This window comes from Stenotrophomonas sp. GD03680, assembly GCF_029844625.1.
Taxonomy (GTDB): domain Bacteria; phylum Pseudomonadota; class Gammaproteobacteria; order Xanthomonadales; family Xanthomonadaceae; genus Stenotrophomonas; species Stenotrophomonas maltophilia_P.
The window spans coordinates 376,322-395,787 of the sequence record NZ_JAOCKC010000004.1 but is presented as its reverse complement, the minus strand read 5'-3'; the positions used below and the strand labels follow the sequence as shown (position 1 = coordinate 395,787).

Here is a 19,466-nt window from a genome sequence, read left to right as displayed (position 1 = left end):
AAAAAAGAAAATCAACATCAAACGCCGGTCGCTTCGCTCCTGATGGCGACCAAGGTCGACACCCACCAGTTCGTAGTGATCCACACCGGAATCGAGATTCACCACCGTCACCGGGAAACTGTCGGGGGTGGGGCGGTGTCGGGTTGCGGGGACGCCGTAAACCCGTCCCTGGGGGCTTGGCCGCGGCATCCATGCCGCGGACACCCCGCAACCCGACACCGCCCCGCCCGACAAACAGAAAAGCCAGAGCCGGCTGTTGCTCCGGCTCTGGCTTCTGCTGTGGAACTTGACGTTGCCTCTGCGGGTGCCGGGCCGCAGGCCCGGCCGATCACATCACACCACCGGTTCGCGCAAGGCAGGGTTGTCCCAGCCCGGGCGCGGGGCAAAGCGGTCACCGTGACGCTGCTGCAGCGCCTTCAGGCGCTCGACGATCGCATCGGCACCCACCGCGCGGATGTGCTGGATCGGACCCCCGCGGAACGGCGCGAATCCGGTGCCGAAAATCACGCCCGCATCCAGCAGGTCCGCATCGGCCACCACGCCTTCGTGCAGGCAGGCCACGGCCTCGTTGAGCAGCGGCAGGATCAGGCGATCTTCCAGGTCCGCAGGGGCCTGGTAGTCGCTGGCGACATCCGGCTTCTTCGGCTTGCCGTTCTCCCAGGTGTAGATGCCCTGGCCATCCTTCTTGCCGCGCTTGTCGGCTTCCACCGTCTGCAGTGCCGCCGGAATCTGCAGGCCGAGGAACGGCGCCAGCTCGCGGCCCACGCCGGCGGCGACATCCAGGCCGACCGTGTCGATCAACTCGATGGGGCCCATCGGCATGCCGAACTTCACCGCTGCCTTGTCGATCACCGGGCCCGGGATACCTTCGGCATAGGCGGTGGCCGCCTCCAGCATGTACGGGAACAGCACGCGGTTGACCAGGAAGCCCGGGCTGCCCGCCACCGGTACCGGGAACTTGCCCAGCGCCTTGCAGAACGCTGCCAGGCGGCGCTCGGTCTCCGGCGCCATGCCGTCGTGATGGATGATTTCCACCAGCGGCATCTGTGCCACCGGATTGAAGTAGTGCAGGCCGGCGAACTGCGCCGGGCGCTGGATGTGGTCGCGCAGTTCCACCAGCGGAATCGACGAGGTATTGGTGGTCAGCAGCGCATCGGCCTTCATGCCCGGCTCCAGCGTCTGGTACAGCGCGCGCTTGGCCTCCGGGTTCTCGATGATCGCCTCGATCACCAGATCAGCGGCGGCCACGCCTTTGCCCTCCAGATCCGCCCGCAGCCGCGCCGCCACCGCCGGACGCTTGCTCTCGTCCTTCACCTTCCTGGCGAACAGTGCCTGCGCGCGTTCCATCGCCGGATCGATGAAGCGCTGCTCGCGATCCTGCAGGGTGACCTCAAAGCCCTTGTAGGCCGCCCACGCGGCGATGTCACCGCCCATCACGCCGGCGCCGACCACGTGCACGTGGCGGATGCCGGAATCGCCGCCGCCCAGACCCTTCAGGCGCTCGGTCAGGAAGAAGATGCGGATCAGATTGCGCGCGGTCGGCGTGCTGGCCAGTTTGACCACCGCGCGGCGTTCGGCATCCAGGCGGGCCTGCACCGGCTTGCCGGCGCTGCGCTGCCAGGTGCTGATCAGTGCATAGGGCGCCGGGTACTGGTCCTTCTTCGCCTTGCGCGCGACCTGCTTGATCATCTGCGGTGCCAGTACCTTGCGCGCCAGCCAGGTGTTGCTGGCCCATGCCAGCGCACGCTGCTTGAACGGCCGCGTGGTGCCGGCCAGCGCCAGTGCGACGGCGGTGTCGAGGACCACCGCCGGTGCCACCACCTTGTCGACCAGGCCGATGCCACGCGCGGCCGAGGCCGAGAGGGTGCGGCCGGTCAGCATCATGTCCATCGCCGCCGGGGCGCCGACCAGCTGCGGCAGGCGCGCGCTGCCACCCCAGCCGGGGAAGATGCCCAACTGGGTTTCCGGCAGCCCGATGCGGGTGCTGCTGTCGTTGGAGGCCACGCGGTAACGGCAGGCCAGGGCCAGCTCGGTGCCGCCACCCAGGCAGTGGCCATGGATGGCTGCAACGGTCGGGCAGGGCAGCTCCGCCAGCTTCTGGTAGGTGGATTGGCCGCGACGGATGGCATCGTTGACGGTGCCGCGCCGGTCGAACTCCTGGAATTCCTTCAGATCGGCGCCGGCGATGAAGCCGGCCTTCTTCAGGGACTGGATCACCACGCCCTTCGGCGGATCCAGCGCGATGCGTTCGAGCAGATCGCCCAGCTCCAGCAGCACGTCCTGCGACATCGCGTTGACACTGCTGTCCTGACGATCCAGGGACAGGACCACCACGCCGTCGTCGCGGATCTCGGGGTGCCAGTGGCTGAAGCGGAGACCATCGAAGCCTGAGAGCATGGACGTTCCATCCGGTTATGTATGGAGAAGCGGCTATGATCCAGAGGTTGTTTCCCCCGCGTCAAATCCCTATAGCAGGGGAGTGGCGGTTCCGGATCCATGGCCGTGGAACAGAACGCTAACGGAACAGTGGTTAAAAGCTGGTGCGGCGCCGGGTGATCGGCGACTGAACTTTTCCCGGGATTGGCAGTCTCATTGCCCGACGTCGGTTGGGCTGACAGGAGTGCGGCCCCCCATGGCCGAGGTTGAAACACCACAGGAGCTGGATCTGGAACTGGTCCGGCGCGTGCAGCGCGGCGAGAGCGCGGCTTTCGATGTACTGGTGCGCAAGTACCAGCATCGGGTCGTGGCCCTGGTCGGTCGCTACATCGCCGACTGGAGTGAATGTCAGGACGTCGCCCAGGACACTTTCATACGCGCCTACCGCGCGATCGGAAGCTTCCGCGGCGATGCCCAGTTCTCAACCTGGTTGCATCGGATCGCCGTGAACACCGCCAAAAACTACCTGGCTTCACACAATCGACGCCCGCCGACCGATGACATCGACATCGGCGATGCCGAACAGTTCGACAGCGGCACGCGCCTGCGCGACACCGACACGCCCGAACGCGAGTTGATGCGCCAGGAGCTGGAACAGACAGTGATGAAGGCCGTCAACGCGCTGCCGGAAGAACTCCGGTCGGCGATCACCCTGCGCGAGGTGGAAGGCCTGGGCTACGAGGAAATCGCGCAGAAGATGGGGTGCCCGATCGGCACCGTGCGCTCTCGGATCTTCCGGGCGCGCGAGGCGATCGACACCGAACTCCGGCCGCTGCTGGACATCGGCAGCGCCACCCGCGAGAAGAGCCGCGTATGACCAGTCATCCATTCAACGAATCGCAGAATCATCAATCGCCGGCCGGGCTGCGGCTTGACCAGCGCCATCGGGAACAGCTGTCGGCCCTGGTCGATGGCGAGCTGGGGGCCGACGAGGCCCGCTTCCTGCTGCGCCGCATGGAGCATGACCCGGAACTGGCCGGCTGCCAGGAGCGCTGGCAGCTGCTGGGCGACGTGATGCGCGGGCAGGCGTCGGTGCTTGCGCCCGCCGGCTTCAGCGCCGCGGTTGCCTCTGCCATCGCCGCCGAACCCACGCCCCGGTCCGGGCCTCAGGACCGGCAGGTGCGCCGCAGTGGCTGGCGTACCTGGGGGGGCGGTGCCGCATTGGCTGCCTCGGTCGCTGCGGTGGCCCTGTTGATCGGCGGCGAGAAGCTGAAGGAGACCCCTCCCGGAGAGCCGCTGGCACCGCAGGTGGTGGCCAGCCAGGCCGAGCTGCCGCCGGCACCGGTATCGCCCGCGACGGTGACCGAAGCCTCGGTCGATCCGGCGGTGGTGGCGGTGGCCAGTGTTCCGGCGGCCGCATTGGCCGCCAGCCGTCGCCAGGACGCACGCCGCGCCAGCGCCAGTGCCACCCGCAACCTGCCGTTCGGCGAGGTGGCCGGCCTGCAGGCCCGGCCGTGGCCGCGCTCCAGCCTGGCTCCGGCCGCGGGGGGCGCGCTCAACGCCAGCTTCCCGGCGCATGCCGACAGCGCCACGTTCTACCCCTTCGAGCCGCGCCTGCAGGACGACGACCTGCCGCCGCCGCCCCGCCCGCGCGACTGAGCCGGGTGCCGCCACGCCCCGCCGATCGCGGGGCCCTTCTTCTCCCTTCCATCCGATCCGGAGGTTGCCGTCCGATGACTCCCCGATTCCGCACGCAGGCCATCGGCCTGCTGGCCCTGACCCTGCCGCTGGTGGCCTGTGCCCAGGCGCCGTCCCCGGCTGCCCAGACCGCGCCGGCCGCGGCCGCTGCCGCGCCGCGCGCTCCGGCGCAGCCGCTGGTCACCGGCCTGCCCGATTTCACCAACCTCGTCGAGCAGGTCGGCCCGGGCGTGGTCAACGTCGACACCACCATCGTCCGCAGCAACCGCCAGGCGCGTGGGCCGATGGGGGACGACGACATGCCGGAGTTCTTCCGTCGCTTCTTCGGCCCGGACTTCCCGATGCCGGGGCAGGGGCCGGGCGGCCCCGACGGCGGTCCCAGCATCAAGGGCCGCGGCATGGGGTCGGGCTTCATCATTTCGCCCGACGGCTACGTGCTGACCAACTACCACGTGGTAGCCGACGCCAGCGAGGTGAAGGTCAAGCTGGGCGATCGCCGTGAGTTCACCGCCAAGGTGGTGGGCAGCGACCAGCAGTACGACGTCGCCCTGCTGAAGATCGAAGGCAGGAACCTGCCGACCGTCCGTGTCGGCGATTCCAACAGCCTGAAGCCGGGCCAGTGGGTTGTCGCGATCGGCTCGCCGTTCGGCCTTGACCACTCGGTCACCGCCGGCGTGGTCAGCGCCCTCGGCCGCAGCACCGGCGGCCCGGACCAGCGCTACGTGCCGTTCATCCAGACCGACGTGGCGATCAACCAGGGCAACTCCGGCGGTCCGCTGCTGAACACCCGGGGCGAAGTGGTCGGCATCAACTCGCAGATCTTCTCTGCGTCCGGTGGCTACATGGGCATCAGCTTCGCGATTCCGATCGATCTGGCGATGAGCGCGGTTGAACAGATCAAGAAGACCGGCCGGGTCACCCGCGGCCAGCTGGGCGCGGTGGTGCAGGAGATCGACGGCCTGAAGGCGCAGGCCATGGGCCTGCCGGACAGCCGGGGTGCGCTGGTCAACCAGATCGTGCCGGATTCGGCGGCCGCCCGCGCCGGTGTGAAGGTGGGGGATGTGATCCGCACCGTGAACGGCGCACCGGTCAACAGCTGGTCCGATCTGCCGCCGCTGATCGGCGCCATGGCCCCGGGCAGCCGGGTCACCTTGGGCGTGATCCGTGACGGCAAGCCGCGCGACCTGAGCGCCACCCTGACCGCGCTGGCCGAGGATGACCAGGCCAGCGCCCGCAGCCCCGCCACCGCCAGGGCCGATGCCGCTCCGCAGAGTGGTGCCAATGCCCTGCTGGGCCTGGACGTCAGCGATCTGACCGCGCCGCAGCGCAAGCAGCTGGGCCTGGAATCGGGCGAGGGCGTGCGCATCACCGGCGTCAAGGGGCAGGGCGCCCGGGATGCCGGCCTGTCCCCGGGCATGGTGATCCTGCAGGTGGCCAGCACCCAGGTGAGCGGCGTGGAGTCGCTGAACCGCGCGCTGTCCAGCTACAAGAAGGGCGATGTGGTGATGCTGCTGGTCCGCACCGGCAACGGCAACAGCGCCTTCGTGGCGGTCAAGGCCGGCGAGTAAGGACCGGGGCTGCTCCGGCAGCCGCTGCCCCCCGAAGCCCCGCTCAGGCGGGGCTTCGGTCGTTCCGGCCCTGGCCCGGCGAGGCGCCTTTCGCGGCCGGGCCCCGGGCGTGCGATAATCCACCGTTACCCTGACGACGCCGCGCGCCGCCGCCACCTATGTCATCTGATTCGATGCGGAACATCCGCAACTTCTCCATCATCGCCCACGTCGACCACGGCAAGTCCACGCTGGCCGACCGCATCATCCAGCTTTGTGGTGGCCTGCAGGCCCGCGAGATGGAAGCGCAGGTACTCGACTCCAACCCGATCGAGCGCGAGCGTGGCATCACCATCAAGGCGCAGTCGGTATCGCTGCCGTACCTGGCCAAGGACGGGCAGACCTATCATCTGAACTTCATCGACACCCCGGGCCACGTCGATTTCTCGTATGAAGTCAGCCGCTCGCTGGCCGCCTGTGAAGGTGCGCTGCTGGTGGTCGATGCTGCCCAGGGCGTGGAAGCGCAGTCGGTGGCGAACTGCTACACCGCGGTGGAGCAGGGTCTGGAAGTGGTGCCGGTGATCAACAAGATCGACCTGCCTACGGCCGACATCGAGCGCGCCAAGGCCGAGATCGAGGCCGTGATCGGCATCGACGCCAGCGACGCCGTGCCGGTCAGCGCCAAGACCGGCCTGAACGTGCAGGACGTGCTGGAGGCCATCGTCCACCGCATTCCGCCGCCGCAGCCGCGCGATACCGACAAGCTGCAGGCGCTGATCATCGACTCCTGGTTCGACAACTACCTCGGCGTGGTCTCGCTGGTGCGCGTCATGCAGGGCGAGATCAAGGCCGGCGACAAGCTGCAGGTGATGTCCACCGGCCGCAACCACCAGGTCGACAACGTCGGCGTGTTCACCCCCAAGCGCAAGGTGTTGCCGGCGCTGCGCGCGGGTGAGGTGGGTTGGGTCACGGCCAGCATCAAGGACGTGCATGGTGCGCCGGTGGGCGACACCCTGACCCTGGCCGGTGATCCGGCACCGAAGCCGCTGCCGGGCTTCCAGGAAATGCAGCCGCGCGTGTTCGCCGGCCTGTTCCCGGTCGACGCCGAGGACTATCCGGACCTGCGCGAGGCGCTGGACAAGCTGCGCCTGAACGATGCCGCGCTGCGCTTCGAGCCGGAAAGCTCGGAGGCGATGGGCTTCGGTTTCCGCTGCGGCTTCCTCGGCATGCTGCACATGGAGATCGTGCAGGAACGGCTGGAGCGCGAATACAACCTGGACCTGATCAGCACCGCGCCGACGGTGGTGTACGAGGTCCTGAAGACCGATGGCTCGATCATCAACATGGACAACCCGGCCAAGCTGCCGGCGGTGAACCAGGTCCAGGAGATCCGCGAGCCGATCATCCGTGCCAACGTACTCACCCCCGAGGAGTACATCGGCAACATCATCAAGCTGTGCGAGGAAAAGCGCGGCAGCCAGATCGGCATCAACTACCTGGGCAGCCAGGTGCAGATCAGCTACGAGCTGCCGATGGCCGAAGTGGTGCTGGACTTCTTCGACAAGCTGAAGTCGGTCAGCCGCGGCTACGCGTCGCTGGACTATCACTTCGTGCGCTTCGATGCCGGCCCGTTCGTGCGCGTGGACGTGCTGATCAATGGCGACAAGGTCGATGCGCTGTCGCTGATCGTCCACCGCAGCCATGCCGACCGCCGCGGCCGCGAGCTGTGCGAGAAGATGAAGGACCTGATCCCGCGGCAGATGTTCGACGTGGCGATCCAGGCGGCTGTCGGCTCGCAGATCATCGCCCGTACCACGGTCAAGGCCATGCGCAAGAACGTGCTGGCCAAGTGCTATGGTGGCGACGTTTCGCGCAAGAAGAAGCTTCTGGAAAAGCAGAAGGAAGGCAAGAAGCGCATGAAGCAGGTCGGCCGCGTGGAAATCCCGCAGGAAGCGTTCCTGGCCGTGCTGCAGATGGACAACAAGTAAGCGCGCACCGGCCCTCCGGGGCCGGTCGTCCGGTGACGTTGCAAAGGACCCTGAATGAAACTGTTTGAGATCCTCCTGGTCGTGCTGACCCTGGCCTCGGGCCTGATCCTGCTTGCGGACAAGCTGTACTTCGCCAGGCGCCGCGCCCAGCGTGCAGGCCTGCTCGACACCGAGCCGGTGCTGGTGGATTACTCGCGTGCATTCTTCCCGGTGCTGGCGATCGTGCTGGTCGTGCGCAGCTTCATCGCCGAGCCGTACAAGATCCCGTCCAGCTCGATGATGCCGAACCTGCTGATCGGTGATTTCATCCTGGTCAACAAGTTCGCCTATGGCCTGCGCCTGCCGATCACCAATACCCGCTTCGTGCCGGTGGGTGATCCCGCGCGCGGCGATGTGGTGGTGTTCCACTTCCCGGGCCACGGCGACAACGACCCGGCCAAGGGCGAGAACTTCATCAAGCGCGTGATCGGCGTGCCGGGTGACACCGTGGTGTTCGAGGGCGACAGCCTGGTGCTGAACGGCGAGCCGGTGAAGTACGACAACAAGGGCATCTACGCCGGCCACAAGGGCCAGGGCGAGGGCGCCAACCTGCTGGTCGAGCATCTCCCGGGCCGCACCCATACCGTGCTGGAGACCGACTATCCGCGTGGCCAGGGCCAGTGGACGGTGCCGGCCGGCAAGTACCTGGTGATGGGCGACAACCGTGACAACAGCGATGATGGACGCTTCTGGGGGCTGCTGCCGGAAGAGAACCTGCGGGGCAAGGCATTCCTGATCTGGCTGAACTGCCAGGGCTGGTTCTGCAAGGACGGTTTCGAGCCGTCGCGGATCGGCTCGGGCATCAACTGAGTATTTTCACATCCAACGCGTATCTGGGGAGAACGCAATGAAGACGATGAACACGCAGCGCGGCATCACCCTGACCTCGTTCCTGGTGGTCCTGGTCGTGGTTGGCTTCTTCATCTACATCGGCATGAAGCTGTTCCCGATGTACCAGGAGTATTACGCGGTACGCTCGGCGATGAAGAGCCTGGCCAGCCAGCCGGGCGTGGCCAGCATGGAGCCGGCGCGGATCCAGGATCTGTTCTTCAAGCGGCTGTACATCAACTACTCGGACAACGTGAAGCCGGGCAACGTCAAGTTCGATCGCCGCGACAATGGCTGGACCCTCAAGGTCAACTACGAAGTGCGTCGCCCGTTGATCGGCAACCTCGATGTGGTTGGCAAATTCGATTCTTCCCAGGACCTGACCCGAAGCGGTGCCCAGTAAATTCATCCAACGTGGCGACCTGATCGGCCATGCCTTCCGCGACCCGGCGCTGCTCAAGCAGGCGCTGACCCATCGCAGTGCCGGCGTGCCGCATAACGAGCGCCTGGAATTCCTCGGCGACAGCATCGTCAACATGATGGTCGCCGAGGCGCTGTACCAGCGCTGGCCCAAGGCCGACGAGGGCGCACTGACCCGCGCCCGCGCCGAGCTGGTGCGTGAAGGGGCGCTGGCAGTGATCGCCCGTACCCTGCAGCTGGGCGAACGGCTGATCCTGGGCGCGGGCGAGATGAAGTCGGGCGGGCACCGCCGCGACTCGATCCTGGCCGATGCACTGGAGGCGGTGGTGGCCGCGATCTACCTGGACGCCGGTTTTGACGCGTGCCGGGAGACCGTGCTGCCCTGGTTCATGGCCTCGATGGAGGCGCTGCCGGCCACCGGCCGCCCCGAGAAGGACCCCAAGACCCGCCTGCAGGAATGGCTGCAGGCCCGGCAGAAGGCGTTGCCCCAGTACGAACTGGTGTCAGAATCCGGTGACGACCACGCCAAACATTTCCGGGTACGCTGCAACGTGGCCGACCCGGCCGCCAGCACCGAGGGCGAAGGCGCCTCGCGGCGGCTTGCCGAACAACAGGCGGCTGCAGCCGTCCTAGAACAACTGGATTCCAAGTGAGCGAACAAACTTCCCATCATTGCGGCAGCGTGGCCGTCATCGGCCGCCCGAACGTCGGCAAGTCGACCCTGACCAATGCCCTGGTCGGGGCCAAGGTCAGCATCGTCTCCAACCGGCCGCAGACCACCCGCCACCGCCTGCTCGGCATCGCCACCTATCCGGAAGGCCAGCTGGTGCTGGTCGATACCCCGGGCCTGCACAAGGTGCAGAAGCGGGCGATGAACCGGGTGATGAACCGCGCCGCGCGCGGCTCGCTGGAAGGCGTGGATGCAGGCCTGCTGGTGATCGAGGCCGGGCGCTGGGATGACGAAGACAGCCTGGCCTTCAACGTGCTGCGCGATGCCGGCATCCCGGTGGTGCTGGTGGTCAACAAGATCGATCGCCTGAAGGACAAGGGCGCGCTGCTGCCGTTCCTGCAGGAGGTGACCGCCGGCCGTGATTTCGCCGCCGTGCATCCGATCTCGGCGCAGAAGCGCAACGGCCTGGACGCCCTGGTGCGTGACGTGCTGGAGCTGCTGCCGGAAGCCCCGCCGATGTTCGGCGAGGACGAGATCACCGACCGCAGCCAACGTTTCCTTGCCGGTGAACTGGTACGTGAGCAGCTGATGCGCCAGCTTGGCGAGGAGCTGCCCTATGCCACCACCGTGGAGATCGAGCGCTTCACCGAGGATGGCAATCTTCTGCGCATCGGCGCGGTGATCTGGGTCGAGCGGGAAGGCCAGAAGGCCATCGTGATCGGCAAGGGGGGCGCGCGCCTGAAGGAGATCGGGGCCAAGTCGCGCCTGCAGATGGAGCGTCTGTTCGGTGCCAAGGTGTTCCTGGAAACCTGGGTGCGCGTACGTGAAGGCTGGTCCGACGACGAGGCCGCGCTGAAGGCCTTCGGTTACGAGTAAGCCACGGCGATCGCTTCGGTGATCATCGAGGACGACACGGGGTTCGTGCTGCATGCACGGGCCTATCGCGAAACCAGCCTGCTGGTGGAGGTGCTGAGCGCGGAGCATGGCCGGATCGGCCTGCTTGCGCGCGGCGTGTCCACGGCCAAGGGCCAGGTGTTGCGCGCGGCCCTGCAGCCGCTGCAGTGGATCCGCTTCAGCGCACAGCAGCGCGGCGAACTGGCGCAGCTGCGTGCCGCCGAAGCGCTGGACGCGGCGCCGCGGCTGGTCGGCCAGTCCATGCTGGCCGGCTTCTACCTGAGTGAACTGACGCTGCGGCTGGCGCCACGCCAGGATCCGTTGCCGGAGGTGTATCTGGCGTACGGCGAGGCACGCGCGCGGCTGGCAGTGGGCGCCGGACTGGCCTGGACGCTGCGCCGCTTCGAGCGCGAGCTGCTTGCCGCACTGGGGCTCGGTTTCGATCTGGAAAGCGCCAGCGATGGTCAGCCGATCGATCCGGCAGCGCGTTATGCGCTGGATCCGCAGGAAGGGCCGCAACGGCTGCTCAGCGAGCGCGGTGGAGAGCGCAGTGCGGCGGCCACCGGTTCGGCGCTGTTGGCGCTGGCGGCCGACGAGGAGCCGGGGCCTGCCGATCTGGCGAGCCTGCGGCTGCCCATGCGGCGGGTGCTGGCGCACCACCTGGGGCCACGGGGGCTGAAGTCCTGGGAGCTGCTGGAGCAGTTGGCCCCCCGGCGGTAGGCGGACGGGGAGCAGATCCGTCTTCCGCAGGGAAAGGGATCTGACCCCGGATTGATTTCGATATCCGACGGGGCAGGGCGCACCCGTGCCGGGCAACCCTCAGTGCAGCAGTGCCGCTACCGCGGCGCGGAAGCCCGCTTGTGCCAGGTCCGACTCCGGCATGTGGTGCAGCTGGCGCACCGCGCGGCCCAGCCGTGCTGCACCGACGAAGCCGCAGCTTGCCTGCAGCCGGTGCAGCTGGCTGCGCAGCTGGCGTTCATCATGCTGGTCCACGGCCTGCTCGACCGCATCGCGGACGCCCGGCAGTTCCGCAAGGAACAGCTCGCGCAGGGCGATCAGGTGGTTGCGCTGGCCATTGAGAGCGGCCAGAGCGGCGGTCTCGTCCCAGTCCTGCCCGTTCAGCTCGATCGCAGCGGGGGCCGGAGCGACGGCGATGCCGGCCGGCGAGTTGACCAGGGCGCGGCGGACCGCCTTCAGCAACTGGTCGCGGCCGAGCGGTTTGACCAGGGTGTCGCTGAAACCGGCCTCACGCAGGCGCGCATGGATGGACGTGTCGCCGTCGGCGGTATGCGCCAAGGCAGGCGTGTCCGGATGCGAACGGCGCAGTTCGCGCAGCAGCTGCGCGCCATTGCCGTCAGGCAGGTTGACGTCGATCAGCCACAGGTCGTGAGCCCCGGGCTCGGCGCTTGCCAGGGCACTGGCAAGGGAGTCCGCGGTATCGACGTCCGCCGGCAGGGTTTCCAACGCCGCCTTGAAAAACCCGCGGCTGATGATGTCGTCCTCGACAAGCAGGAAGCGGGGCCGACCGGCCCGCGGGGTCATCTGCATCAGGGGCTGCCTCCATGTCAGCTGGTTGACATCATCAAGCACGGCGGCGGCTGGCGCAAGCGGCGGCAGGCCCCGCCGGTCAGGATCTGCGACAATACGCGCCCATTTTCGCCCGCAGCCTGTTGCCACGTGGCCCGATCCCGCTCCCGCATCGACCGTACCCCGTTCCAGACCGAGATCCTCGACCTCAGCCATGATGGTCGCGGCGTCGCCCGCCGTGAAGGCGAAGGTGGCAAGGTCACCTTCATCAGCGGCGCTCTGCCGGGCGAGGTGGTCATGGCTGAACAGACCGCCCGCAGCCGCCATTTCGACGAAGCACGCACCGTGGAAGTGCTGCAGGCCTCGCCACAGCGGGTGACGCCGAAGTGCCCGCATTTCGGCACCTGCGCCGGCTGCGTGCTGCAGCATCTGGATGAAGACCAGCAGATCGTTGCCAAGCAGCGCGTGCTGATGGACAACCTGGAACGCATCGGTCACGTGAAGCCGGGCCGCGTGCTGCCACCGCTGGTCGGCGACAGCTGGGGTTACCGCCGCAAGGGGCGCTTCTCGGTGCGCCGCGTCGAGAAGAAGGACAAGACCCTGGTCGGCTTCCGTGAACAGGACCCGCGCTTCGTCGCCGATCTCAGCCAGTGCCTGACCGTGATCCCCGAAGTGGGCACCAAGGTGCAGGCGCTGTCGACCTTCATCGAGTCGCTCGACGGCAAGCGCGACATCCCGCAGATCGAGTTCATCGGCGGTGACCAGGCCATCGCGCTGACCGTGCGCCATCTGCAGCCGCTCAGTGATGCCGACCGCGCCGCATGGGCCAGCTTCGGCCAGCAGCACGGATTCGCCATCTACCTGCAACCCGGTGGCGTGGACACTGTCCATCCGCTGGACGGGCAGGGCGTGCCGCTGTCGTTCCGGCTGGCGCCGTGGGATGTCGAACTGGCGTTCCGGCCACTGGATTTCATCCAGGTCAATGCCAAGCTCAACGAGAAGATGATCGCTCACACCCTGGATCTGCTGGAGCCGGGTGAGGACGAGCGCGTGCTGGACCTGTTCTGCGGGCTGGGCAACTTCACCCTGCCGCTGGCGCGCCGCGTGCGCGAGGTGGTGGGCGTGGAAGGCGACGCGGGCCTCGTTGCCCGCGCACGTGAGAACGCCGAGCGCAACGGGCTGGGCAACGCCCAGTTCTACAGCGCCGACCTGACCCAGGACCAGCGCGCCACGCCGTGGATGCGCCAGGGCTTCGACAAGCTGTTGCTGGACCCGCCGCGCTCGGGCGCGATCGAGGTGCTGCAGCAGCTGCCGTTGAAGCAGTTCAAGCGCATCGTGTACGTCAGCTGCCATCCGGGATCGCTGGCCCGGGACGCGGGCTACCTGGTGAACGAGCAGGGCTTCACCCTGGTCAGTGCCGGCGCCATGGACATGTTCCCGCACACCGCGCACGTGGAAAGCATCGCGGTGTTCGAAAAGCGCTGACCCGCTGTCATGCCCATCGCGCATAATGGCGCGATGGGCATCGAGATCGAACGCAAATTCCTCGTCAGCAGCGACGGCTGGCGTGCGGCCGCACACCGGGTGATTCCGATGGCGCAGGGCTACATCAACGATCTGGGCGCGCTCGACAGCGGTCGCCAGAACGCGTCCGTGCGGGTGCGCATCGAAGGTGAGCACGCCGCGCTGAACCTGAAGTCGCGCACGATCGGCCATACCCGCCAGGAGTTTGATTACCCGATTCCGGTGGAGGATGCGCGCGCGCTGCTGGCGCTGTGCGTGGGGGGCCTGATCGACAAGCGTCGCCACCTGGTCGAGCATGCCGGCCTGACCTGGGAAGTGGATGAGTTCCTGGGTGACAACGCCGGCCTGGTGGTGGCCGAAGTCGAGCTGGAAAGCGCAGGGCAGGCCATCGTCCTGCCGGACTGGGCCGGCGCGGAGGTCACCGACGACCCGCGCTACTACAACGTCGCACTGGCCAGTCATCCCTATTCACGCTGGTGAAAGGCGTTCCCCCTTTTTTCGGGGCGCCCGGACCCCATGTCGGTGGGATGAGAATCGACATCTACTCCGACGTGGTCTGTCCCTGGTGCTGGATCGGCAAGCACCGTTTCCAGCAGGGGGTGCAGTTGCTGGGGGCCGATGCCCCAGTACTCGACATCCACTGGCAGCCGTTCCAGCTGGACCCGGATGCGGGCACCACGCCGGTGCCGCTGCGCGAGGCGTATGCGCGCAAGTTCGGCGGTGTCGAGCGCACAGAGCAGATTCTCGGCCAGACCCAGGCCACCGCCCGTGGCGAAGGCCTGCCCATGGACTTCAGCCAGGGCCAGGTGCGGGTGACCACCCTGCCAGCGCACCGGCTGCTGTGGCTGGCCGGCCAGCACGGTGTGCAGGACGCGGTCGGAGAGGCGCTGTTCCGCGCCCATTTCGAGCACGGCCAGAATCTGGCGGACACAGAGGTGCTGACCCGGGCCGGTGTGGCAGGCGGACTGGATGCGGCAGAGATCGCCCAGATGCTGGCCTCCTCACGCGGCCTGGCCGAGGTCGAAGCGGGACTGGACCAGGCCCGTGCGCTGGGTGTTTCCTCGGTGCCGACCTTCGTCATCGACGGCCGCTGGGCGATCTCCGGCGCCCAGCCTCCGGAAGCCTTCGCCCAGGCGCTGCGGCAGATCGCGGCGGAGCAGGGCACGGCAACCGGACGCAGCGGCGACGACGCCTGTGGTGCGGACGGCTGCAGGGTCTGATCCTTCGAGGGGCGCGCGATGGACGCCCCCACCTGCGTCCAACGGCCGGTTCTGCGACAATGCGGCACTGCGCCATGCGGGCGCCCGTTGTGGAGAACGACCATGCTGCTGATCGGCGTTGCCGGCACTGAACTGACCCCCCAGGAACGCGACTGGCTGCAGCACGATGCCGTTGCCGGGGTGGTGCTGTTCACGCGCAACTTCGCCTCCCGCCAGCAGGTGAGCGAGCTCAGCGCCGCGATCCGCGAGGCCGCGCCGCGCCCGCAGCTGATCTGCGTCGACCAGGAAGGCGGTCGCGTGCAGCGTTTCCGCAAGGGCTACAGCGATCTGCCGCCGCTGCAGGAGATCGGTGCCGGCTATGCGAAGGATCCCGGCGCCGCGTTGGCGCTGGCCGAGCAGCACGCCTGGCTGATGGCCAGCGAAGTGCGCGCCAGTGGCGTGGACCTGAGCTTTGCCCCGGTGGTCGACCTGGGCCGTGGCAACCTTGCGATCGGCAACCGCGCTTTCAGTGAAGACCCGCAGGTCGTGGCTGCGTTCACCGAGGCCTACGTACGCGGCATGCACGCGGCCGGCATGGCGGCCACCCTCAAGCATTTTCCCGGCCATGGCACCGTGCTGGAAGACACCCATGTCGATACCGCGGTCGATCCGCGGACGCTGGACGAACTGCGCGCGCAGGACCTGGTGCCGTTCCGGGCTGGTGTTGCCGCCGGTGCCGACGCCGTGATGATGGCGCACGTGATCTACCCGCAGGTGGCGCCGGAACCGGCCGGCTATTCGCCGCGCTGGATCCAGGAGGTGCTGCGTGGCGAGCTGGGCTTCCGCGGCGTGGTGTTCTCCGACGACATCGGCATGGCCGCTTCGCACCATGCCGGTGGCGTTGCGGCACGCGTGCACGCGCACCTGGATGCGGGCTGCGACGTCGTGCTGGTCTGCCATCCGGAGCTGGTCGATGAAGCCCTGCACGCGGTGCAGGGACGCTCCCTCAATACCGCTGCGCTGCTTGGCCTGCTCGGTCGCGGCGCGCTTGGCTGGGATGGCCTGCTGGCCGATGCCCGCCATGGCGACACTCAATCCCGTCTGCTTGAAACCCTTGGAAGAACCGTCTGATGCCGAACCTCACCATTTCCCAGGCCCTGGCCCAGGCCGACCTGCTGGTTGACCGCCCCACCATCGACAAGGCCATCGCCGGTATCGCCGACGCCATCGCGCGCGATTACAAGGGCGAGGTGCCACTGTTCCTGTCGATCATGCACGGTGCGCTGCCGTTCGCCGGCCAGCTGGCGCTGGAGCTGGGTGCGCGCGGCCAGGACGTGCAGTTCGATTACCTGCACGCCACCCGCTATCGCGGTGAAACCACCGGCGGCGACCTGGTGTGGAAGCACAAGCCGGCCACCGCGCTGTTCGGCCGCCGTGTGCTGCTGGTCGATGACATCCTCGATGAGGGCTACACCCTGCAGGGCGTGCGCACCTGGTGCCTGGAGCAGGGCGCGACCGACGTGCGCATCGCAGCGATGACGGTGAAGAAGCACGATCGCGGGCTGCCGGATGTGACAGCTGACTACGCCGGTATCGAACTGCCCGACCGCTACGTGTTCGGTTTCGGCATGGACGTCAACGAGACCCTGCGCTGCGTGCCGGCCATCTACGCGATGAAGGAATAACAGGCACGGCCGTCCGCGGCCGTCCTTTGCCGCCGCCGGCATCCTCGGGTGCCGGCGTTCGTCTTTCTCTGGAGTGCTTTCGATGCAACAGATCGCCCTGGCCGTGATCGGCGGTACCGGTGTCTACAACCTGGCCAAGCTCGACGATGTGCAGACCCACGAGGTCGAGACCCGCTTCGGCCGTCCCTCCGGCCCGGTGCGCGTGGGCACGCTGCTGGGCAACCGCGTGGCGTTCCTTGCGCGCCATGGCGAGGGCCACTCGCTGCCGCCGCACAAGATCAACTACCGCGCCAATCTGGCTGCGCTGCAGCAGATCGGCGCCCAGCGCGTGCTGGCGCTGAACACCGTCGGGGGCATCACCGAGCAGGTCGGGCCGCGCGTGCTGGCCTGCCCGGACCAGATCATCGACTACACCTGGGGCCGGATCAGCACGATCTGTGAAGAAGAGGGTACCGAAGTGCTGCATGTGGACTTCGGCCACCCGTACACGCCGATGCTGCGGAGCAAGATTCTGGCCGCGGCCAAAGTGACGGGTGTCACGGTCCATGACGGTGGCTGCTACGGTGCGACGCAGGGGCCGAGGCTGGAAACCATCGCGGAAATCGCCCGCATGCGGCGCGATGGCTGCGATCTGGTGGGCATGACCGGAATGCCCGAAGCCGCGCTGGCGCGGGAGTTGGGACTGGATTACGCGTGCCTGGCGATCGTGGCGAACTGGGCCGCGGGCTGTGGTGATGGCGAGGAGATCACGATGGCCGAAGTGCTGGCCAATGTGCAGGCGGCGAGCAATGGACTTCCGGAACTGATCGGCGAATTGGCACGGGGGTGATTGTCTTCGCCGAGCAAGCTTTGCATACTCAGCCGGTACGCGGGTTCAGCGTACACCACCCATTCATTGCATAAGGTCTCGCATCACCATGCCGAACGGTACCGTCAAGTGGTTCAACGACGCCAAGGGATTTGGCTTCATCTCGCCGGAGGATGGCAGCGCCGACGTGTTCGCGCACTTCTCCGCCATCAACTCCAAGGGCTTCCGCAGCCTGCAGGAAGGCCAGCGTGTCACCTATGACGTGACCCAGGGCCCGAAGGGTGCCCAGGCTTCGAACATCACGCCGGCCGAGTGATCCACTCGACAGTGCGTTGAGAACCCCGCTCCGGCGGGGTTTTTTTTTGCGCCCATCGCATGGGACCGAACCCAAGCCGCGCGCGGGCGGGCCGCCCTGCCGGCGAAGTAAAGGAGGAGGCGACGGTCGAAGGCCGGCGCCGGGGGACATTCGCCGGCAGGGCGGCCCGCCCGCGCGCGGCTTGGAGAACGATCCGGATCCGGCTGGGGCACAATGTGCGGATGACGGAACGACTTCGCATTGCCGTGATTGGATACGGCACCGCTGGCCAGGCGATGGCCATCCTGCTGACCCGCGACGGGCACGACGTTGAGATCTTCGAGCGCGTGCCGACCCCTGGGCCGGTCGGCGCCGGTTTCCTGTTGCAGCCCAGCGGCCTGCAGGTGCTGTGGCAGATGGGACTGCTGGAGGCCGTGCGCGCGCATGCCGCGCCGGTGCATCGGCTTTATGGCGACACGCCGTGCGGACGTGCGGTGATGGACATGGGCTATGGCGGCCTCGATGTCCGCCTGCACGGTCTGGGCATGCAGCGCGGCGCCCTGTTCTCGCTGCTGGACCAGGCCCGCGATGGCGCCGGCCAACTGCATGCGGGGACCACCATCGACGCGGTCGATACCGCGCGGGGGCAACTGCGCGACAACGAAGGCCGCACCCATGGCCCGTTTGACCTGGTAGTGGCGGCCGACGGCGCAGCGTCGTCCCTGCGCGCGACCATTGCCGGCGGCGCTGGCCTCGACCGCGTCTATCCGTGGGGCGCATTGTGGTGCCTGCTGCCGGCCGGAGAGTGGCCGCACGTGCAGCAGCTGCGCCAACGCTACGTCGCCGCGCGCAAGATGATCGGCCTGTTGCCGGTGGGCACGCGTCCGGGTGATGACACCCCGCGCCTGAGTTTTTTCTGGAGCCTGCCACGCGCCGACTTCGCGCGTTGGGAAGATGAAGGCATGCAACCGTGGCTGCAGGAACTGCATGCGCTCTGGCCCGAGGCCAGCGCACGCTTCGATCACCTGCACGATGCCGGACAGCTGTCCCGGGCGGTTTACCGCGATGCGGTGATGACCCGTTGGCATCAGGGGCGCATGGTCCTGGTCGGCGATGCAGCGCACGCGATGAGCCCGCAGCTGGGGCAGGGGGTGAACATGGCGCTGCTCGATGCGCTGGCGCTGCGAGACGCGCTGCGTGTGCATGGCGCTGGTGAGACGGCACTGCAGGCTTACCAGGCGCAGCGACGTGCGCATGTGGCGGTGTACCAGCGCTGGAGCCGCTGGCTGACGCCGCTGTTCCAGTCCGATCGCGATGCGTGGGCCAAGGCGCGCGACGCGCTGCTTGGCCCGATGGGGCGGCTGCCGGGGGGACGCGGGCACATGCTGCGGGTGCTCAGTGGAACCCAGCACGGCTGGTTCGGTTCGCTTGCTCTGGATCCAGCCTTCCTCGAAGCCCTGGCCCGGCCGCCCGTTGCGCGTGCCACGCAGGCTGCCACGGCGGCTGCGTGAATCACATCATCACGTGAATTAACGGTTACCTCACTGCGTCTGTGCGACAAGAGTGAAGCACGCCACAGCTGCGTCGCCCGTTTTCCTCTCCGTGATTCGAACATCGCGTGGCCCGGGTGGCGCCGCCGTCGCGGCCTGCTGCGGCCCGGATGTGCTGCGAGTTCACGAGGAGGACGCCATGTTGTTCGCGGTCGAAGAGCTGGAATCGGAAATCTGCAAGCTGCGGGGATTGCTGCAGATGCTGCACGAGGACCAGCCCGACGTTCTGGAGGATGTGTTCGAGTTCCATGTGGGCAGCCTGATCAGTCATGCGCTGCCGGAACACCACACGCACATCCGCGCCTGCGCGCAGGAAATGCTGTCGGCCGTCCAGGCACTGCCGCGCCGGCAGAGCAACGACACGCCCGATTTCCATCTGATGCCGGCGCTGGCGGGCGTCCGGCCGGCCTGACTGTCG

General features: G+C 67.6%; 20 protein-coding genes. 18 read left to right on the top strand and 2 right to left on the bottom strand.

The genetic code is table 11. The features are described 5' to 3' along the window. Positions 1-333: 333 nt before the first annotated feature. Entirely contained in the window at positions 334-2,397 is a 2,064-nt protein-coding gene (locus N5J29_RS08170; RefSeq protein WP_053520399.1) for a 3-hydroxyacyl-CoA dehydrogenase NAD-binding domain-containing protein, read from the bottom strand. A 235-nt stretch (positions 2,398-2,632) separates the two neighbouring features. Between N5J29_RS08170 and rpoE the strand changes: the two genes are divergently transcribed. The 9 genes from rpoE to recO all read left to right on the top strand — a co-directional run bounded on the left by rpoE (position 2,633) and on the right by recO (position 11,180). After that, a complete protein-coding gene (rpoE, locus tag N5J29_RS08165) occupies positions 2,633-3,253 on the top strand; it encodes an RNA polymerase sigma factor RpoE (RefSeq protein ID WP_164153111.1) in 621 nt (206 codons plus the stop codon). Next, positions 3,250-4,035 carry a sigma-E factor negative regulatory protein gene (locus tag N5J29_RS08160; RefSeq protein WP_164153112.1) on the top strand — a complete coding sequence of 262 codons (786 nt, stop codon included), beginning with the start codon at positions 3,250-3,252 and terminating at the stop codon, positions 4,033-4,035. The genes rpoE and N5J29_RS08160 overlap by 4 nt, the downstream gene beginning before the upstream one ends. Positions 4,036-4,109: 74 nt before the next feature. After that, positions 4,110-5,642, top strand: a complete 1,533-nt coding sequence (locus tag N5J29_RS08155) for a DegQ family serine endoprotease (protein ID WP_065181807.1) — start codon at positions 4,110-4,112, stop codon at positions 5,640-5,642. A 173-nt stretch (positions 5,643-5,815) separates the two neighbouring features. Continuing rightward, a complete protein-coding gene (gene lepA / locus N5J29_RS08150; protein WP_065174904.1) occupies positions 5,816-7,609 on the top strand; it encodes a translation elongation factor 4 in 1,794 nt (597 codons plus the stop codon). 54 nt (positions 7,610-7,663) lie between these two features. After that, the gene (lepB, locus tag N5J29_RS08145; RefSeq protein WP_053520237.1) at positions 7,664-8,458 is read left to right on the top strand and encodes a signal peptidase I; all 795 of its coding nucleotides are present in this window, start codon (positions 7,664-7,666) and stop codon (positions 8,456-8,458) included. Between the two features lie 37 nt (positions 8,459-8,495). Next, positions 8,496-8,879: a DUF4845 domain-containing protein gene (locus N5J29_RS08140; RefSeq protein WP_053520236.1), complete on the top strand. Its 384-nt coding sequence runs from the start codon at positions 8,496-8,498 to the stop codon at positions 8,877-8,879. Continuing rightward, entirely contained in the window at positions 8,869-9,549 is a 681-nt protein-coding gene (gene rnc / locus N5J29_RS08135; RefSeq protein WP_164153113.1) for a ribonuclease III, read from the top strand. The genes N5J29_RS08140 and rnc overlap by 11 nt, the downstream gene beginning before the upstream one ends. After that, on the top strand, positions 9,546-10,442 hold the full coding sequence (era, locus tag N5J29_RS08130) for a GTPase Era (protein ID WP_053520234.1): 897 nt from the start codon (positions 9,546-9,548) through the stop codon (positions 10,440-10,442). Before rnc ends, era begins: the two co-directional genes overlap by 4 nt. 18 nt (positions 10,443-10,460) lie before the next feature. Then, positions 10,461-11,180 (top strand): DNA repair protein RecO, encoded by a 720-nt coding sequence (gene recO / locus N5J29_RS08125; RefSeq protein WP_164153114.1) that lies wholly within the window; start codon positions 10,461-10,463, stop codon positions 11,178-11,180. Positions 11,181-11,279: 99 nt separating this feature from the next. Here the strand turns inward: recO and N5J29_RS08120 are convergent, their stop codons facing one another. After that, on the bottom strand, positions 11,280-12,008 hold the full coding sequence (locus N5J29_RS08120) for a response regulator (protein WP_053520232.1): 729 nt from the start codon (positions 12,006-12,008) through the stop codon (positions 11,280-11,282). A gap of 129 nt (positions 12,009-12,137) precedes the next feature. Here N5J29_RS08120 and rlmD point away from each other — a divergent pair, with 129 nt between their 5' ends. The 9 genes from rlmD to N5J29_RS08075 all read left to right on the top strand — a co-directional run bounded on the left by rlmD (position 12,138) and on the right by N5J29_RS08075 (position 19,460). Further along, on the top strand, positions 12,138-13,472 hold the full coding sequence (rlmD, locus tag N5J29_RS08115; protein ID WP_053520231.1) for a 23S rRNA (uracil(1939)-C(5))-methyltransferase RlmD: 1,335 nt from the start codon (positions 12,138-12,140) through the stop codon (positions 13,470-13,472). A gap of 33 nt (positions 13,473-13,505) precedes the next feature. Continuing rightward, complete coding sequence (locus N5J29_RS08110) at positions 13,506-13,991, top strand: CYTH domain-containing protein (RefSeq protein ID WP_053520230.1); 486 nt, start codon at positions 13,506-13,508, stop codon at positions 13,989-13,991. A gap of 47 nt (positions 13,992-14,038) precedes the next feature. Then, a complete protein-coding gene (locus tag N5J29_RS08105; protein ID WP_053520229.1) occupies positions 14,039-14,731 on the top strand; it encodes a DsbA family oxidoreductase in 693 nt (230 codons plus the stop codon). A gap of 102 nt (positions 14,732-14,833) precedes the next feature. Next, positions 14,834-15,841, top strand: coding sequence for a beta-N-acetylhexosaminidase (gene nagZ / locus N5J29_RS08100; protein WP_111186713.1), 1,008 nt, complete (start codon positions 14,834-14,836; stop codon positions 15,839-15,841). Continuing rightward, the gene (locus tag N5J29_RS08095; RefSeq protein WP_053520227.1) at positions 15,841-16,395 is read left to right on the top strand and encodes a hypoxanthine-guanine phosphoribosyltransferase; all 555 of its coding nucleotides are present in this window, start codon (positions 15,841-15,843) and stop codon (positions 16,393-16,395) included. The genes nagZ and N5J29_RS08095 overlap by 1 nt, the downstream gene beginning before the upstream one ends. A gap of 82 nt (positions 16,396-16,477) precedes the next feature. Continuing rightward, positions 16,478-17,224, top strand: coding sequence for an S-methyl-5'-thioinosine phosphorylase (locus tag N5J29_RS08090; protein WP_053520226.1), 747 nt, complete (start codon positions 16,478-16,480; stop codon positions 17,222-17,224). Positions 17,225-17,312: 88 nt separating this feature from the next. Next, positions 17,313-17,519, top strand: a complete 207-nt coding sequence (locus N5J29_RS08085) for a cold-shock protein (RefSeq protein ID WP_005410590.1) — start codon at positions 17,313-17,315, stop codon at positions 17,517-17,519. A 221-nt stretch (positions 17,520-17,740) separates the two neighbouring features. Next, positions 17,741-19,009, top strand: a complete 1,269-nt coding sequence (locus tag N5J29_RS08080; protein ID WP_164153133.1) for an NAD(P)/FAD-dependent oxidoreductase — start codon at positions 17,741-17,743, stop codon at positions 19,007-19,009. Between the two features lie 178 nt (positions 19,010-19,187). Next, positions 19,188-19,460 carry a hypothetical protein gene (locus N5J29_RS08075; RefSeq protein WP_053519542.1) on the top strand — a complete coding sequence of 91 codons (273 nt, stop codon included), beginning with the start codon at positions 19,188-19,190 and terminating at the stop codon, positions 19,458-19,460. The last annotated feature ends 6 nt before the right edge of the window (positions 19,461-19,466 follow it).

Coding starts and splice junctions, on each gene's coding strand:
- N5J29_RS08075 (WP_053519542.1), top strand. CDS start 19,188: ATGTTGTTCGCGGTCGAAGAGCTGGAATCGGAAATCTGCAAGCTGCGG.
- N5J29_RS08095 (WP_053520227.1), top strand. CDS start 15,841: ATGCCGAACCTCACCATTTCCCAGGCCCTGGCCCAGGCCGACCTGCTG.
- nagZ (WP_111186713.1), top strand. CDS start 14,834: ATGCTGCTGATCGGCGTTGCCGGCACTGAACTGACCCCCCAGGAACGC.
- N5J29_RS08080 (WP_164153133.1), top strand. CDS start 17,741: ATGACGGAACGACTTCGCATTGCCGTGATTGGATACGGCACCGCTGGC.
- N5J29_RS08170 (WP_053520399.1), bottom strand. CDS start 2,397: ATGCTCTCAGGCTTCGATGGTCTCCGCTTCAGCCACTGGCACCCCGAG.
- lepA (WP_065174904.1), top strand. CDS start 5,816: ATGCGGAACATCCGCAACTTCTCCATCATCGCCCACGTCGACCACGGC.
- N5J29_RS08110 (WP_053520230.1), top strand. CDS start 13,506: ATGGGCATCGAGATCGAACGCAAATTCCTCGTCAGCAGCGACGGCTGG.
- N5J29_RS08105 (WP_053520229.1), top strand. CDS start 14,039: ATGAGAATCGACATCTACTCCGACGTGGTCTGTCCCTGGTGCTGGATC.
- N5J29_RS08120 (WP_053520232.1), bottom strand. CDS start 12,008: ATGCAGATGACCCCGCGGGCCGGTCGGCCCCGCTTCCTGCTTGTCGAG.
- N5J29_RS08085 (WP_005410590.1), top strand. CDS start 17,313: ATGCCGAACGGTACCGTCAAGTGGTTCAACGACGCCAAGGGATTTGGC.
- rpoE (WP_164153111.1), top strand. CDS start 2,633: ATGGCCGAGGTTGAAACACCACAGGAGCTGGATCTGGAACTGGTCCGG.
- N5J29_RS08160 (WP_164153112.1), top strand. CDS start 3,250: ATGACCAGTCATCCATTCAACGAATCGCAGAATCATCAATCGCCGGCC.
- N5J29_RS08140 (WP_053520236.1), top strand. CDS start 8,496: ATGAAGACGATGAACACGCAGCGCGGCATCACCCTGACCTCGTTCCTG.
- N5J29_RS08155 (WP_065181807.1), top strand. CDS start 4,110: ATGACTCCCCGATTCCGCACGCAGGCCATCGGCCTGCTGGCCCTGACC.
- lepB (WP_053520237.1), top strand. CDS start 7,664: ATGAAACTGTTTGAGATCCTCCTGGTCGTGCTGACCCTGGCCTCGGGC.
- N5J29_RS08090 (WP_053520226.1), top strand. CDS start 16,478: ATGCAACAGATCGCCCTGGCCGTGATCGGCGGTACCGGTGTCTACAAC.